Below are 15,544 nucleotides of genomic sequence, written 5' to 3'. Positions count from 1 at the left end.
TGACGGATACTAATCGATCGAGGACTTAACTAAACAAAGGATCGTTGAATGTATCTCTTATTTAGTTTTCAGGGTACAATAAAATCTTCAATATAATCCTTGATTTTTTTTAAAAAACAATTATAATATTTGTTGGTATGAAAAAATCATGAGATCACTTGGTTTATTAAGAATTTATTATTAACTTGTTTATGTTGCACAACACAGATTATAAATTCTATAGGTCTGGCAGCAATAGCGGAGAGGACACACCTGTTCCCATGCCGAACACAGCAGTTAAGCTCTCCAGCGCCGATGGTAGTTGGGGTTTAACCCCTGCGAGAGTAGGACGCCGCCAGGCAATAAGGAAAGGCTGATTCTAAAACAAATTGGATCAGCCTTCTGTTTTGGATTTAAAATTCAAGTAATACATTTCAGCTCTATACTAAATGTGATGGTATCCTCATTCATATCATACGTCGATCAAATAAAGGCCATAAACGACTAGAATTCAAACCTGTTATGCGCAGCTGTAGTAAAATGAGCCTACAGCTGTATAAGTTAATGCGGTCGTTTGAATAGAACGTGTCCATCTTTGATATTGGCCCCTCCATCTAAAGCTTTTTATAGAAAGTATGCCGTGCAATTGGTACACAAATAACACCGCTTTCTTAAGGAAATTTTCACAGGCTCCATTCGATACAATTGATCCTTGAATCGTCTAATTACGATAACCGTGAACACGGTTAGAGGAAAATATACGAGACTCCTGCGGAAAAACGAGCGATCGAGACCCCGCCATGATCATGTGAGAAGGCTTGGACGTTCGTCCGCGGAAAGCGCGTATATTTTCTTTCTGCGCTCTGTCCATAATCACTCATTTTTAATAAAAAAGGTTTCGAATAAGAGATGGTGGAGTGAAAATCAAATCACCACATTTGACAGATGGCAGTGAACCAATAAAAAATCATCGTGTGTATTTACGTGTTGTCTTGATGGAAAACATTAAACTAATATTATGATTATCCGGACAGTTAAACTGTACTTTAGTTGCTGAACTCGTTATGAAAAGCAAAATATGAGGTTTCAAAAAAAAATTTGGTTTAAATTGAAGGGTTACTATTTGTTCAATTTTATGGTCAATGCAAATACATATGTTAACTTTTCTCATAAGAAGTAAGATGTCAGAGGTCAGATACACTATACAGTAAATCCGACACTTTTACAATCGTCGCGAATAACGCAGGCTGATTTGCCGTCTGAAAAAGCGCACCCTGAGAGAGTGCGCTTTAATGGCTTCCATTTCCCGGAACCGATTAAAAGTTTTGGTTGTTTGTTCCATTATTCATTTGTGAAACAAACGGAGCCATTTGCTGTATGGCCTGTCCAATATTTCGGTTATTTCTTGTCATGCTGTAGTATGTTGCTGCTCCAACACCGACAGATGCAATCAATGGCAGCCACATATTGTTATTGTTTTGCATGATCATTCAGTCCTTTCTGCATAAGGTCCCCGGTCATTATTAGGATGACCTGAAAACATTAAAACATGCGAGGTATCAAATGCCAGTTTCTTGTAAGCTTTCTTTGGCGGCATTTATACCGGCAAGTCTTCCGGTGACCAGTGCTGAGGTTATATTGTATCCGCCTGTGTAGCCATGAATGTCCAATATTTCACCGCAAAAATAAAGTCCATGCATATGTTTGGATTGCAATGTCTTTGGAACAACTTCTTTGATCGAAATGCCGCCACCGGTAACAAACGCTTTATCAAGAGGCAATGAACCGTGGACAGCAAAAAAGAAATGTTTCAGCTGATGCACAACATTATGAATCATTTCCTTTGAGACAGCTGCAGCTTTTTGTTCTCCGTCAATATCATGAGATTTCAGTACGTAATCCAGCAGCCTTTCCGGTACAATTCCTTTCAAAATATTTTTAATCGATTTTTTTGGGGATGTTTCCATTGATTTTAAAATTGATTGAACCATTTGCTTTTCCTGATTGCCAGGCAGTACATCAAGTACCATTGGAACTTCTTCCCGTCCTTTCATAAGTTCTTTGACAACGAATTGCGAACAACGTAAAACAGCAGGGCCGGAAATGCCAAAGTGGGTAAAGATCATATCCATTTGATGGGTGACAATTGGTTTATTCTTTTGATTTAAAACGGATAAGGCAACATCTCTTAACGATAATCCCTGCAGGTTTTTATGTTGAATAAATTTTTCCCTGGAGGTAAGCGCCACTTCTGTTGGATATAAATCTGTGACGGTATGGCCGGCTTTTTTTGCCCAGGCATATCCATCTCCTGTTGACCCGGTATGAGGGACAGCTTTGCCCCCGACTGCGATGATGATGGATTTTGTGAGTATTTTTGTCCCGTTTTCCAATATGATCGTATGTTCATCTGTATTATAATGAACAGCTTTCACGGGGGTATTCATACGCACTTCTGCACCAAGTTCATTCAATTTGCTGATTAAGGCATTGACGACAGTTTTAGCGGAGTTGGATACCGGAAACATTCGTCCATGATCTTCTTCTTTCAGCGCAACGCCCATCTTTTCAAAAAAATGGATAATATCGTAATTGTTAAATTCAGAAAAAGGGCTGTATAGAAATTTTCCGTTTCCGGGGATATGTTTGATCACTTCATCTTCGGGCAGACGGTTTGTAACGTTACAGCGGCCGCCGCCGGAAATGGCCAGTTTCTTGCCTAATTTCTGTCCCTTTTCGAGTAATAGGGTTTTTACTCTATTTTCGGCTGCGGCAATGGAAGCCATTAATCCTGATGGCCCTCCGCCAATTACCACGACATCATATGACAATATTTATTCATTCCTTTCGTTAGTAGCATACCACGTTTTCCTATACCCTAAAAACAAACAAGCTTTTCGAATTTCTGTTGCGTAAATGTAACGTACGCAGACGTCATCTGTGATAAAATGTATGATATGGTAATTAAAAATAGATGCAGGTGAAATAATGTCGAATATCGTCAGGGGCACCATGCTGCTTACTGGTGCAACATTTTTGTCTAAATTTTTAGGGATGATCTATGTTATCCCGTTTAATGAGCTAGTTGGGGAAACTGGTGGTACGCTGTTTTCATTTGCGTACACACCTTACAATATTTTAATTAGTGTGTCTACAATAGGAGTGCCATTAGCTGTTTCGAAATTTGTTTCGAAGTATAATGCCTTAGGTGATTATGAAACCGGCATGCGAATGTTTAAAGCAGGCATTATGTTAATGGCTGTTACAGGTTTGCTTGCCTTTTTAGCATTGTTCTTCAGTGCCGAATTGCTTGCCGGCTATATGATTACTGATGAAGATAAAGGGAACATTGTGGTTGCTGATGTTACCATGGTTATTCGGATGGTAAGTTTTGCTTTGCTGATTATCCCCGCCATGAGTATTGTACGGGGATTCTTTCAGGGATATCAGTCAATGGGACCGACTGCGGCGTCACAGGTTGTTGAGCAAATTGTCCGGATCGGATTTATTTTACTAACATCGTTTATCATCGTAAAGGTTATTGATGGAACCATTGTTACGGCTGTCGGATTTGCAACGTTTGCTGCATTTGTCGGTGCATTGGCATCCTGTGCGGTGCTGTTCGTTTATTGGCGTAAACGGAACGCATTAATTCGCAAAAATGTAGAACAGCAAAAACATACGCACGATATCCCGACGAAGGAATTATTTGCTGAATTGTTCCGTTATGCCGGTCCATTTGTCCTGGTAGGCGTGGCTATTCCGCTATATCAGCTGGTGGATCAGTTCACAGTTGAACGGGCAATGACAGCGATAGGCCAAAAAGACCTGTTTGATACGGCTTATGCTGCGATCAACTATTATGGGCATAAACTGGTCATTATTCCGGTTACCATTTCCACAGGGATGTCACTGGCGATTATACCCGCATTGACCAAAACGTTCACACAGCAAAACCGGGCATTATTAATTCAGCAAATTAACCAGGCGCTGCAAATTGTCCTTGTCTTAGTTGTTCCGGCTGTTATTGGATTGTCAATGCTGTCCGGAGTGGCCTACGGGGCGCTTTTTGGAATGGAAAATATTAACGTTACCGGATCATTGCTTGGCTGGTATGCTCCAGTTGCATTGCTGTTTGCTTTATTTACAGTGACAGCTGCCATTCTGCAAGGAATAAATGAACAACAATTTGCTGTCATCAGTTTATCTGCTGGTGTATTGATGAAAGTTTTATTCAATATCCAGCTGATTCACACATTTGGTGCAAAAGGGGCTGTTTTTGGTACTGCACTTGCTACTGGTACAGCTGTCGCACTGAATTTATGGCGGATTAAATCGGCTATTCAATTTCCGTTTAAACAAACATTTAAGCGTTTTTTACTTATTTGTATTTTCTCGGTGTTTATGGTGATAGCAATCGTGATAACGAAGGCTTTATTCGGTACATTTTTGTCGTATGAGGAATCACGCGGTGCCGCAGTGGTCATGCTTACTGCTGGTGTAATGATTGGTGGTGCCGTCTATTTGTGGTTCAGTTACCAATCAACATTACTTGAACGTGTGCTGGGGGATCGGGTAAGGATTGTTGACCGAATATTTCGCAGGTGAATGGAGGCTGTTTATGCGTCTGGATAAATTTCTCGCCAATACAGGATACGGAAGCAGAAAAGATGTCAAAGCACTCATCAGGAAAAAGAAAGTTGCCGTTAATGACAACATTGTTAAAGATAGCAGTTCCCAGGTTCACCCTGAACAAGATACGGTAAAAGTAGATAACGAAATCGTCAACTATCAGGCGTTTATCTATCTTATACTTAACAAGCCGTCTGGTTATGTTTCGGCAACAGCTGATGATCGTGACAAAACGATTATCGATCTGTTGCCGGATTCCTATAAGCGATTTAAACCGTTTCCTGTCGGCAGGCTTGACAAGGATACAGAGGGACTGCTGCTGATTACGAATGATGGCGAACTGGGGCATCAGCTGACGTCCCCAAAGAAAGCTGTTGAAAAAACATATTACGCTGACATCAGCAGTCATGTAACGGATGCGGATATTGAAAAATTCCGGATTGGCGTCACGCTGGATAATGGATATGTTACGAAACCGGCGGCATTACAGATTCTGCATGCAGACCGTTTTTCACAAGTTCAGGTAACGGTTACAGAAGGGAAGTTTCATCAGGTGAAACGGATGTTTGAGGCGGTTGGGAAAAAAGTTGTTTATTTAAAACGTCTCCGAATGGGCAGTCTGATCTTGGATGATGAGCTCAACACCGGGGAGTTTCGTGAGCTGACGGATGCAGAAGTGGATCGCTTGAAAAATTTTAGCCAAAAAAAGAGCTGACAGAAAGATGTCAGCTGTTATTTGCTCATCTCAGGAGATGTTGACAGGTTTACTTGTGATTTTCCATTTTCCTTTGTTAGGACTTTTTACAAGACCATTATGTGTTAAAATGTTCAGATCCCGTTGTATGGTACGGTCAGTTGTTCCGAATTCTTCAGCGATTTCCTGGGTTGAAACTGTCCCTTTTTCTCTTATGTAAAGGTAGACAGCTTTTACTCTCGTCAGCATACGAGATGTCGCATGATTCAAAAAACCACTCCCTAATGATTTTCATTATCATCTTTGATGCAACTATCTGTGCCGTTAATTTAATTTTACTCTTATTTTGTTTTGAATAAAAGTAAAAATTGAATTTGTGGTAAAAAACTGTACAACTTTTACCCCGCCTTAACTGGCAGTAGGTCCCCAACCGAAGTCACGAAGTAAATCATCAGTTGTGTGAGCAGGGAACAACTGCCAGTAAAGTCCGATTTGTTTGTTTGGGCATGCATGATGCAGGTCACAAAGGCGTTGCAACAAGATAGCTGCTTGAATTGCTTCCTTGCCATTTTGAGCCGAGTAATCGCAGGCACAAGAACAAGGGAAAATTCGGCAGCAATGCATCGCACGAAGAAAAAAGTGTTTTCCTTTTTCGAGGACGTTGCGTATTTAGCCTTTGTTCCTTTTATTCAGTGGGAGCCGGATAAAAATCACGACGTCCTATCGCAACACGGGCACTAGCACGTCCTATGTGTCGAAACACCCCGTTGAATGATGTTTCACTTTATTAAAGTATACGATATAATTAGTGTGAAAATGAGGGATAAATATGCGATCTCCACATTATTTTATAGCTGTTCCATTACCGGCCTTTCTTAAGGAACAGTACGCCAGGTGGCAGTATGATTTACAATCCAAACTGCCTTATAAACAATGGACTCACCCTGATGATTTGCACGTAACGCTGAAATTTCTGGGGGCCGTTGAAGAAGATCAGCTTAGAGCACTCATGACATCAATAAAGCAAATCAAAACGTTGTGTTCTTTTTCATTACATACTGAACCTTTAGGTACGTTCGGCAATCCTGAAAAACCACGCGTCCTGTGGGCGGGAGTGGAACGGAAGAATGAATTGCTTCACTTGCAGCGAGTTATTGAGCAAATGTCATCACAAGCAGGTTTTCAGCGGGGAAAACGACCTTACACACCACACATAACGCTTGCGAAAAAATGGACAGGCGGTGCTATGGATCTGACCGAGCTAAAACGTCAATATACCTGGGGACAGATATTTGAGGTCCATCAGGTTGTCATTTACCGAATTGAACCGGAAAAGAATCCAAAATATCATAACAGCGCAACATATGATTTAAGGGGAGGCGACTTGAATGGCTCAGCTGATTAAACTGGAAGATTATATCTCGCGGTATGAATGGAATGTTTATCGCTACCCGAGCCAGTTTATCCGGATGAAGCAAGATAACTGGAAAAAACTTCATGACATGTGGCTGGATGAGGAAATGATGGAAGAAACGGTACCGGATAAGCCTGTTTCAGCATTTTCGAAATGGAAGTCATTTTTAACACTAGGAAGCCGGAAAATGGAGTCAGAAATGCCCGACGAAGAAAATGCCTTGCCAAAGACTGAAAATGATTTGAAGCATTACTTTCTCGATCAATTATTTCCCATTCAGTTGAAATGGGCTTCATCAACCGTCACAGATGTATCTTTTTCCGATAAAAATTATGATGAGAATGATCAGTTGAAATATTTTCTCCAGCGCTTTCCTGATACTTATTTGGTGATGTATTATCCTATTTTTAATATCAAGAAGGCTCCTGTTGACGGTGAGATCATTTTAATCAGTCCGATCGGTATTGAAATCATTCATATCATTGAAAAAACGGCTGGTGCGATCATTACAGCTGACAATGAAAGGACATGGCTTGTAAAGGAAAAAAATAAACAAGAATCCAAAATGCTGAGTCCAATGCTCGCTTTAAAACGAACTGAACAAATTATTAAAAGCATCCTGAACCTGGAAAATATTGAATATCCCATCAAGAAGGTAGTATTATCACGGGAGAATCCTATAACATTCCATGGAGAACCCTACAATACGAAACTTATCGGAAAACATGAATATGAACATTGGTTTGGAGAAAAAAGGCAACTCGTTTCCCCGTTGAAAAGTCAGCAATTGAAGATAGCGGAATTGTTATTGAAAAACTGCCAGACGACTTCTGTAAAACGACCGGAGTGGGAAGCGGACGACGATCTTACATTCTCGGCGAATAATGGGGAAAACTGAATGTATGTTTTGATTGCAAAATCCGGTTTCGAATAATTTAGGTTGAAAACATAACGATTTTCCGATAATCTAATCTCATGTCTGTTTTTCGATAAAATGCTCCCGTTACCATACAGGAAATTGAACCTGTTGTATGACAGGTTTTTCTAATGGACGAACATAGTGTGAATCTTATCATGATTTGAGGTATGAATGGTGAATTGGCTTCAACAAGCAGTCGGAAAAGAATGGAATATTACGCCTGCGGGTGGATTAACAGGTGATGCTTATATTGCTGAAAAAAACGGCCGGCGTCTGTTTTTGAAACGGAACTCTTCCCCGTTTCTGGCAGTATTGTCAGCAGAGGGAATTGTTCCAAAACTTATCTTCACGAAACGGATGGAAAATGGCGATGTCATAACGGCTCAGGAGTGGCTTGACGGAAGAGAGCTCAAGGCAGAGGAGATGCAGCATCACCGGGTAGCCGATTTGCTCCGTAAAATACATAGTTCATCTGAACTGCTCCATATGCTTATGCGTCTGGGCAAAAAACCTGTTACACCAGATGAACATTTTAGTGATATAAACGCGCAATTATGGTCAAATGGTTTGACAAAGCAGTATCGGGAGGTAGTGGATGCAATCGAATACTTGCAGCGTTTGCTTCCGGCTGCCCGTGATCGGCAACAGGTTGTCTGTCACTGTGATTTGAATCATAATAATATTATATTAACGACGAAAGGACAGCTCTACCTGGTTGATTGGGACAATGCCATGATAGCTGATCCGGCAATGGATTTTGGTTTTATATTAAAATGGTATGTACCGCAGGAAAATTGGAACGAATGGCTGAATCAATACGGTGCAGCCAAGGATCACCAATTATTCGAACGGATGTATTGGTATTTAATGATTGATGCCCTTTATCATTTGTCCTGGCACCATGGACGGAACCAGATGCATAAAGCCGAGAGCCGGTTAACCGATTTGCGTCATTTAAACCAATATGTTGAAAATGCTATTCTGCGTTAGTCTGCTGAATGGCATTTACCCATGTTTCGATATTTTTCTGGTTGGAAAGAATATGTTCTTCATCGTTTTGGGCAATCTCGCCCTGACGTCCATAATTATAAATCTCAGGCAAGAGCTGCAGCAGCTGTTCATCAGAAATGCTGTTATTTGCCATCATAGCTTGTACGAGTCTTTTAATTTGCTGGTATTCGGAAATTTCACCACAGCAATCCTCAGTTTGCTCGGTTAAAATATCATGCAATAATCGTAATTGGTTGTGCGTCGTTAATGTCATTTCATTCACCTCAATTAACAGTTTTGACCAATATGATCAAATCTATGCTTATGGATAAAGGAGAAGTAAAAAAATGCGACAACGTCATAAGCCGTGGGCAGATGAGTTTCTGAAAGAGAATACTCACTTGATTATTCCGAACCCGGCAGAAAGAAAGGGAAAGTGGCGGAATTATTTCGGAAATGATAAGCCGATTCATGTGGAAATCGGAACAGGCAAAGGACAATTCATAGCAGGTATGGCCGGGCAACATCCGGATGTCAATTTTATTGGTATCGAATTAGCGAAAAGTATTATCGTCATGGCCGGCAGCAAAGTGAAGGAAACAGCCCGGGATAACGTGCTGCTTTTACACGAGGATGCTGCTGATTTGAGGGAATTTTTTGCCGAAAATGAAGTGTCGGTCATTTATTTAAACTTTTCAGATCCATGGCCCAAAAACCGGCACGAAAAAAGACGTCTGACCTTTCATACGTTTTTGGAACAATATCAGTATATTTTGCAGCCCGAGGGGGAAATCGTGCTCAAAACTGATAATCAAGGTCTGTTTGAATACTCGCTCGTCAGTTTTTCCCGGTTCGGACTGGAACTGAACAAGGTTAACCTGGACCTTCACAACGCAGGAGATCCGGAAAATGTCATGACCGAATATGAAGAAAAATTCTCGGCAAAAGGACAGACGATTTACCGCTGCAGTGCACAATTTTCCTAGGACCCTCTATTACAGGGTTCTTTTTCTGCTTGATTTGCAATCGTTTACATCATACACTTCATACGCTAAACTGGACATATAGGAGGAGGATGAATCATTGGAAACACTACAGATTGGACGGGCAAAACTGACATGGCTGAACGGCGGTGTGAACTTTCTTGACGGCGGAGCCATGTTTGGGGTTGTTCCAAAGGCACTATGGGGAAAGAAGTATCCATATAATGACAAAAACCAGATCGAATTGCGTACAGATCCGATATTACTGCAAATGGACGGGAAAAATTATCTAATCGAATCCGGCATGGGAAATGGAAAATTAACGGATAAACAGATCCGGAACTTTGGAGTTCTGGAAGAGTCGTCTGTTGATCATTCACTTGCCGCATTAGGGCTTTCCGCAGATAATATCGATGCTTTGCTGATGACACACTTGCACTTTGACCATGCATGCGGGCTGACGAAACCTGTGCGCAATGGTTATGCGTCTGTTTTCCAAAATGCTGTGATTTATGCTTCCCAGGTGGAATGGGACGAAATGCGCAAGCCGAATATACGCTCAGCCAATACATATTGGGAAATGAACTGGAAGCCGATACAGGATCAGGTACAGCCGTTTGAGAACGAACGCACCATTACAGACGGATTAAAGATGATTCATACCGGCGGACACAGTGACGGGCATTCAATTCTTCTGTTTGAAGATGGTGATGAGACGTTGATCCATATGGCCGATATCATGCCGACTCATGCACACCAAAATAAATTGTGGGCGCTCGCCTATGATGATTATCCGGTCACTTCCGTCCATCAGAAAGAAAAATGGATGAATTACGGATACCAGAAACGGGCGTGGTACACATTTTATCATGATGCCTATTACCGGGCGATTAAGTTTGACGGATCAGGCGAACGGGTTGATCAAGTGAAACGGGAGCGGTATGCATATGAAGATCACCGGTGAATCCCGGAAGTCGAATAACTGATAAGCTGTCGTCTGTTAGTTCTATAAAAGAAAGGGTGGCTGTGTTTCAATAAATCCACAGACGCGTCAAATGTTAAACTTGGTAAAAATCCCACATTAACCGGCCTAAAGGATTTAATGTTCATTTACTTATAAATAAAATGCACCGTAATGCTGCGGTGCATTTTATGGTGCGTTGAAAGAATCAGGCTGTTTCTGCGGAGTCAATCACAGCCCCTGTGTCAACGTCAATGTAAAATTCGTATTGTTTGTTTTCGCCATCGATGTTGCGGGTGACCCCACCGCGGTAAACGTTGTACAACAATCCGTTCTTTTCAACTTCCTCAGGTTTCATGTATATCCAGGAACCGCTGATAGGCCCCTGTTTCTTAAATGTTTCCTTTGCCTGTTTTAATGCTTTCTCAGGTGTGATTTTTTGATAGCGATCAATTTGCTGTTTCACTAAATATCCTGCCGCAATTCCTGCTCCAGCAGCAATGACTGCATTTCTGGCTTTCATGATATGGTCACCTCTGTAAAAATTTTTTTACGCTTTCTCATTTTATTTATTAGTATAACGGAAAAACAGTAAAATAAAAACCGATATACAGTCGAATGGTGGAAAGAAGTCTGTACTTTCCGTTATACTTAACCTATTACATAAAAAGTTGGATGGAGGAGGAACAGGAATGAACGAGGAAACGATGGATTTATTTAAAAATATGACTGAATTGCAAGGTGCCCCCGGAAATGAGCATGCTGTCCGACAGTTTATGCGAGGCGAACTGGAGAAATACGCCGATAAAGTGGTCCAGGATAATCTGGGGGGTGTTTTTGGCGTTAAAAATGGAGATGGGCCACGTGTGATGGTTGCTGGCCATATGGATGAAGTAGGTTTCATGGTCACGCAAATTACCAAAAATGGCATGGTCCGCTTCCAGACATTAGGTGGCTGGTGGAGCCAGGTACTGCTGGCGCAGCGTGTGCAAATCATGACGGATAACGGGCCGGTTATTGGTGTCATTGGTTCGACACCACCGCATAATTTAACGTCGGAACAGCGGAAAAAGCCGATGGACACGAAAGACATGCTGATCGATATCGGGGCTGATGACAGGGAGGATGCCGAGAAAATTGGTGTCAAACCGGGACAGTCGATTGTACCGATTTGTCCGTTTACGCCTATGGCCAATGAGAAAAAAATCCTGGCCAAAGCATGGGATAACCGCTATGGCTGCGGACTGTCGATAGAACTATTGAAAGAACTCCAAAATGAAACAGTGCCAAACGAGCTTTACACTGGCGCGACTGTTCAGGAAGAAGTGGGTTTGAGAGGTGCAAAAGTTGCCGCCAACATGATTCAGCCGGACATTTTCTTCGCACTTGATGCATCACCTGCCAATGATATGTCTGGCAGCGATCAAGAATTCGGGCAGCTGGGTAAAGGTGCGTTATTGCGTATCTTTGACCGGTCGATGATCACCCATCGCGGCATGCGTGAATTTATTCTGGATACAGCCGAATCAAGTGATATCCCTTACCAGTTTTTCGTCTCACAGGGCGGAACAGATGCAGGCAGTGTGCATGTTTCCAATGACGGTGTTCCATCTGCAGTTGTTGGTATTTGCTCTCGGTACATTCATACGTCATCATCCATCATTCATGTCGATGATTATCAGGCGGCTAAAGAACTGCTGGTAAAGCTTGTTCAATCAACCGATCAAAATACGATTGACTCGATTAAGGCGGACTAAGGCACGCTAATGACTATTGTAATCGGTTCTAGAAATCCTGCCAAATTGGCTGCAGTGAAAGAAGTATTTTTAACCGATCATGTAACAACGGCGGATGCGCCATCCCTGGTAAGTGACCAGCCGTTTTCCGACGAAGAAACAAGACAGGGTGCGATTAACCGGGCTTTTAATAGTCTTAAAGCACAAACAGGAGAAATCGGCATCGGGTTGGAAGGCGGTGTCATGTATGTTGATAATGGCCTGTACTTATGCAATTGGGGTGCGCTCGTTACCAGGCATAATAATGTTTTCACAGCTAGCGGTGCTCGGGTCTTGCTGCCGGGAGAAATTGATGATCAATTGAAAAAGGGTATTGAGCTTGGGGATGTGATGGATGAATATGCCAAACGCCAGGACGTTCGTAAAAAGGAAGGCGCCATTGGTATCTTCACCAATGATCATGTATCAAGAAAAGAAATGTTTGTCCATGTCGTCAGTCTGCTGCGCGGGCAATGGGAATATTGGGAGCAGCAATAAAAAAGCAGCGGGTTTAAACCGCTGCTTTCTTATTTAAGTAAGGGAATGGGCTGCTCTTCCTAATTCAGTCAATCTCATCTGACTTTTGGAAAAACAAGGATATGCCGCGTTTTCCTATTCGTAAATATAGTTCAATACATCCAGCGCCTGATCCACTGTTTCAACTGTTACATTCGCTTTATTGGATAGTTCTTTCAACGGATGAATCAGTGATTCAGGGCGCACAACAATGGTTGGTTTATTCATGGTTATGGCGGTACTTGCGTCCATTGCCGTGTTCCATTGTTTATATTTTTCCCCAAACAAGGCAATGACGACATCCGATTTCTGCATCAGAACCTGTGTCCGAAGATTGTTGATGCTGGATGCTGCATCATCTTTATATACGTTTCCCGGCTGCTCGCCAAGAATGTCATCGCCTACATTATCGGAACGGTCATGGTTTGTCTGTGGTGCGACAAATGTAAGTGGAAGATTTTTCTGCTTTGCCTTTGACTTTAGCTCTCCTCGCCAATCATCGTGAATCTGACCTGCTAAATAAACCGTCAGTTCCATCAAAAATCCCTCCCGTGTTTATCCTCTCAATTCCATCTTACCCATTTTGTAAAACAACGCAAATAAAAAAGTTTGACCGCAAAAGTATTCCCTTGTCAAATGCAAAATTCATAGTATGATAGACTGAGGAAAAAGTACTATTTTGGGGGAAAAATCGTGAAGAATTTAGTGAATATTATGCTTATTTCATTTTATGTTTCTATGTTGATAGGATGCAGTACGCCATCTGAGGAAGAGGCTATTAAAAGTGTGGAGGAATCTGCCAGGGAATCTTTCCAGGCCGATGATTCAATTGAAACGAACCAGCAGCTTGATGCCTTTTCCATATATTTACCTGCCGGCATGGAGATTGTCGAGGAGGATGCAAGCAATGTCATCCTGGAAGATGGTGACCAGACTTATATCGTGTTTTATAACAATCTGGAGGATCCGCTCAGTGAATTAAGCTATGAATCAGCAGCTGCTAAAAGTGATAAGGCTTTGCTGCTCGAGACTTTTAAAGACAAGGAGAAATTTGGCTATATTCGCATCCTGCCTGACGAGGAAAAGGATCATTATGAACTTCAGGCAGGGGTTGGCGGTGTCAAAATTACAACCTATACATCCAAATCGGAAATGGAAAGTGATACGGAAGTGATGATGAAAATGGCTCGCTCAATTGTTATGGGACAAAATAATAAGGAATAAGGTCAGAATTTTTTAAAGTGATGTGGCAAAAATAGCCAAATGAATTAAGAAAGTAACCGGATTAGCAGAAGAACAGTTGGAGTCTGCAAAAGATAGAAAATATCAATTAGCACTCATGTCGGCTGAACCCTTATACACAAAATCATAACACTAAATTTGGCCTAATAAACCTTCACGGGCAATGGTAAAAGCTAAAATGTGAAATTGCTGGTACGTTCAGTCATGTTTCTTGTTCATTAAAATACATCATGATGATTGAATCCAAGTAAAATCAGAGATATGATAGATGGTAACAGTGGAGGTTGATTGAATATGAAAACAATTGAATCGAAAAATCAATTGAACGATTTTATCCATAATCAAAATGTGATCGCAGTATTTTCGGCTGACTGGTGTCCGGATTGCCGCGTCATTGAACCAATTATACCGGAAATTGAAAAAGCCTATCCAGATTTTTCATTTGTTGAAGTAGACCGTGATCAGTTCATTGATCTGTGTCAAGAATATGATGTATTCGGGATACCAAGTTTTATTGCATTTAAGGATGGTTCTGAAGCCGGACGGTTTGTCAGCAAGGACCGGAAAACGAAGGAAGAAATCACGGCATTCATGGAAGAAGTCAGTGGATAGGAAAGGATGCTTAGGCTATGAAAATGACCAGTATCAAAATGAAACAAATCCTCGAGGACAGGTTGGCAAACGATAATTTCAAAACATCCTACAATCGGGACAAAGATACATTTCGCATCGAGTGGAAAGATACCGGGCAGGGGATGACCATCACATTGCCGAACGTTGTTTCAAAATATAATGAACGTGGGGAAGCGACGATTGATGATCTGGAAGAGCATGTTTCGGAAGCAATGAGAATTATGCATGAGGAGCATCATTTAACCGGAATGGAAAAACAAATTTTCCCGGTTATCCGCGCCACGTCATTTCCCGTCGAAACGAAATCCGGCAAACAACTGGTCCATAAAGAACATACGGCAGAAACCCGTGTTTATTATGCACTGGATCTGGGAAAATCTTATCAGCTGATTGATGAATCGATGCTGGAACAAGAGGGCTGGACGCGTGAGCGGATTGATGAAATTGCTACCTTCAACATCCGGTCGTTGGATAATGATTATAAACAAGATACCGTTGCCGACAATGATTTTTACTTTGTGGCCAAGCAGGATGGTTATGATGCGAGCAGAATTTTAAATGAAGCGTTCCTGGAAGAAATGCTGGCAAACGCAAAAGGCGAATTAGCCGTTGCGGTGCCCCATCAGGATGTGCTGATTTTCGCTGACATTCAGAATAAGGCAGGTTATGATATATTGGCACAAATGACGATGAAGTTTTTTGCAGAAGGGCGAATCCCGATTACATCACTGTCGTTCATTTATGAAAACAAAATGCTGGAGCCGGTCTTTATCCTCGCCAAAAACCGTCCGGAAAAGAAATAGAAA

The 15,544-nt window shown here is 41.7% G+C and carries 18 protein-coding genes and 1 rRNA gene; 13 read left to right on the top strand and 6 right to left on the bottom strand.

The features are described from left to right. Positions 1-224: 224 nt before the first annotated feature. Positions 225-340 (top strand): 5S ribosomal RNA (gene rrf / locus BM195_RS17105). 955 nt (positions 341-1,295) lie between these two features. Here the strand turns inward: rrf and BM195_RS18405 are convergent. Both BM195_RS18405 and BM195_RS17100 read right to left on the bottom strand, forming a co-directional pair. After that, a complete protein-coding gene (locus BM195_RS18405) occupies positions 1,296-1,463 on the bottom strand; it encodes a hypothetical protein (protein ID WP_170848294.1) in 168 nt (55 codons plus the stop codon). 75 nt (positions 1,464-1,538) lie between these two features. After that, positions 1,539-2,810: a BaiN/RdsA family NAD(P)/FAD-dependent oxidoreductase gene (locus BM195_RS17100; protein ID WP_090241307.1), complete on the bottom strand. Its 1,272-nt coding sequence runs from the start codon at positions 2,808-2,810 to the stop codon at positions 1,539-1,541. Positions 2,811-2,967: 157 nt separating this feature from the next. Between BM195_RS17100 and BM195_RS17095 the strand changes: the two genes are divergently transcribed. Further along, the gene (locus BM195_RS17095) at positions 2,968-4,587 is read left to right on the top strand and encodes a putative polysaccharide biosynthesis protein (protein ID WP_090241305.1); all 1,620 of its coding nucleotides are present in this window, start codon (positions 2,968-2,970) and stop codon (positions 4,585-4,587) included. 13 nt (positions 4,588-4,600) lie between these two features. Further along, a complete protein-coding gene (locus BM195_RS17090; RefSeq protein WP_090241302.1) occupies positions 4,601-5,326 on the top strand; it encodes a pseudouridine synthase in 726 nt (241 codons plus the stop codon). Positions 5,327-5,356: 30 nt separating this feature from the next. Here BM195_RS17090 and BM195_RS17085 read toward each other — a convergent pair whose 3' ends face one another. After that, the gene (locus BM195_RS17085) at positions 5,357-5,554 is read right to left on the bottom strand and encodes a DeoR family transcriptional regulator (protein ID WP_425283936.1); all 198 of its coding nucleotides are present in this window, start codon (positions 5,552-5,554) and stop codon (positions 5,357-5,359) included. 580 nt (positions 5,555-6,134) lie between these two features. On the opposite strand from BM195_RS17085, the gene thpR reads away from it, so the two are divergent. From thpR to BM195_RS17070, 3 genes are all read left to right on the top strand, one after another. After that, entirely contained in the window at positions 6,135-6,710 is a 576-nt protein-coding gene (thpR, locus tag BM195_RS17080) for an RNA 2',3'-cyclic phosphodiesterase (protein WP_090241297.1), read from the top strand. Then, positions 6,694-7,617 (top strand): hypothetical protein, encoded by a 924-nt coding sequence (locus BM195_RS17075; protein WP_090241293.1) that lies wholly within the window; start codon positions 6,694-6,696, stop codon positions 7,615-7,617. The genes thpR and BM195_RS17075 overlap by 17 nt, the downstream gene beginning before the upstream one ends. Positions 7,618-7,809: 192 nt before the next feature. Continuing rightward, the gene (locus tag BM195_RS17070; protein ID WP_090241291.1) at positions 7,810-8,628 is read left to right on the top strand and encodes a phosphotransferase family protein; all 819 of its coding nucleotides are present in this window, start codon (positions 7,810-7,812) and stop codon (positions 8,626-8,628) included. Here BM195_RS17070 and BM195_RS17065 read toward each other — a convergent pair. Beyond that, the gene (locus BM195_RS17065) at positions 8,615-8,902 is read right to left on the bottom strand and encodes a YtzH-like family protein (RefSeq protein ID WP_090241289.1); all 288 of its coding nucleotides are present in this window, start codon (positions 8,900-8,902) and stop codon (positions 8,615-8,617) included. The two genes, BM195_RS17070 and BM195_RS17065, sit on opposite strands and share 14 nt — an antisense overlap. Before the next feature lie 73 nt (positions 8,903-8,975). Between BM195_RS17065 and trmB the strand changes: the two genes are divergently transcribed. Together trmB and BM195_RS17055 are read left to right on the top strand one after the other, a co-directional pair. Continuing rightward, positions 8,976-9,614, top strand: coding sequence for a tRNA (guanosine(46)-N7)-methyltransferase TrmB (gene trmB / locus BM195_RS17060; protein WP_090241287.1), 639 nt, complete (start codon positions 8,976-8,978; stop codon positions 9,612-9,614). A 97-nt stretch (positions 9,615-9,711) separates the two neighbouring features. Further along, positions 9,712-10,575, top strand: a complete 864-nt coding sequence (locus tag BM195_RS17055; RefSeq protein ID WP_090241284.1) for a YtnP family quorum-quenching lactonase — start codon at positions 9,712-9,714, stop codon at positions 10,573-10,575. 205 nt (positions 10,576-10,780) lie between these two features. Here BM195_RS17055 and BM195_RS17050 read toward each other — a convergent pair whose 3' ends face one another. Continuing rightward, positions 10,781-11,095 carry a PepSY domain-containing protein gene (locus BM195_RS17050; protein ID WP_090241281.1) on the bottom strand — a complete coding sequence of 105 codons (315 nt, stop codon included), beginning with the start codon at positions 11,093-11,095 and terminating at the stop codon, positions 10,781-10,783. 169 nt (positions 11,096-11,264) lie between these two features. On the opposite strand from BM195_RS17050, the gene BM195_RS17045 reads away from it, so the two are divergent. Further along, positions 11,265-12,329: a M42 family metallopeptidase gene (locus tag BM195_RS17045; protein WP_090241278.1), complete on the top strand. Its 1,065-nt coding sequence runs from the start codon at positions 11,265-11,267 to the stop codon at positions 12,327-12,329. Between the two features lie 9 nt (positions 12,330-12,338). Further along, positions 12,339-12,845 (top strand): DUF84 family protein, encoded by a 507-nt coding sequence (locus BM195_RS17040; RefSeq protein ID WP_090241275.1) that lies wholly within the window; start codon positions 12,339-12,341, stop codon positions 12,843-12,845. Between the two features lie 114 nt (positions 12,846-12,959). Here the strand turns inward: BM195_RS17040 and BM195_RS17035 are convergent, their stop codons facing one another. Continuing rightward, positions 12,960-13,400, bottom strand: a complete 441-nt coding sequence (locus BM195_RS17035) for a YtoQ family protein (protein ID WP_090241272.1) — start codon at positions 13,398-13,400, stop codon at positions 12,960-12,962. Positions 13,401-13,556: 156 nt separating this feature from the next. Here BM195_RS17035 and BM195_RS17030 point away from each other — a divergent pair, with 156 nt between their 5' ends. The 3 genes from BM195_RS17030 to BM195_RS17020 all read left to right on the top strand — a co-directional run bounded on the left by BM195_RS17030 (position 13,557) and on the right by BM195_RS17020 (position 15,541). Next, positions 13,557-14,087 (top strand): hypothetical protein, encoded by a 531-nt coding sequence (locus tag BM195_RS17030; protein ID WP_090241269.1) that lies wholly within the window; start codon positions 13,557-13,559, stop codon positions 14,085-14,087. 312 nt (positions 14,088-14,399) lie between these two features. Further along, positions 14,400-14,717 (top strand): thioredoxin family protein, encoded by a 318-nt coding sequence (locus tag BM195_RS17025; RefSeq protein ID WP_090241264.1) that lies wholly within the window; start codon positions 14,400-14,402, stop codon positions 14,715-14,717. 17 nt (positions 14,718-14,734) lie between these two features. Next, positions 14,735-15,541 (top strand): DUF1444 domain-containing protein, encoded by an 807-nt coding sequence (locus BM195_RS17020; RefSeq protein ID WP_090241260.1) that lies wholly within the window; start codon positions 14,735-14,737, stop codon positions 15,539-15,541. The last annotated feature ends 3 nt before the right edge of the window (positions 15,542-15,544 follow it).

The organism is Lentibacillus halodurans (genome assembly GCF_900112045.1).
Classification (GTDB): Bacteria; Bacillota; Bacilli; order Bacillales; family Amphibacillaceae; genus Lentibacillus; species Lentibacillus halodurans.
This window is presented reverse-complemented; position numbering and strand designations above follow the sequence as displayed.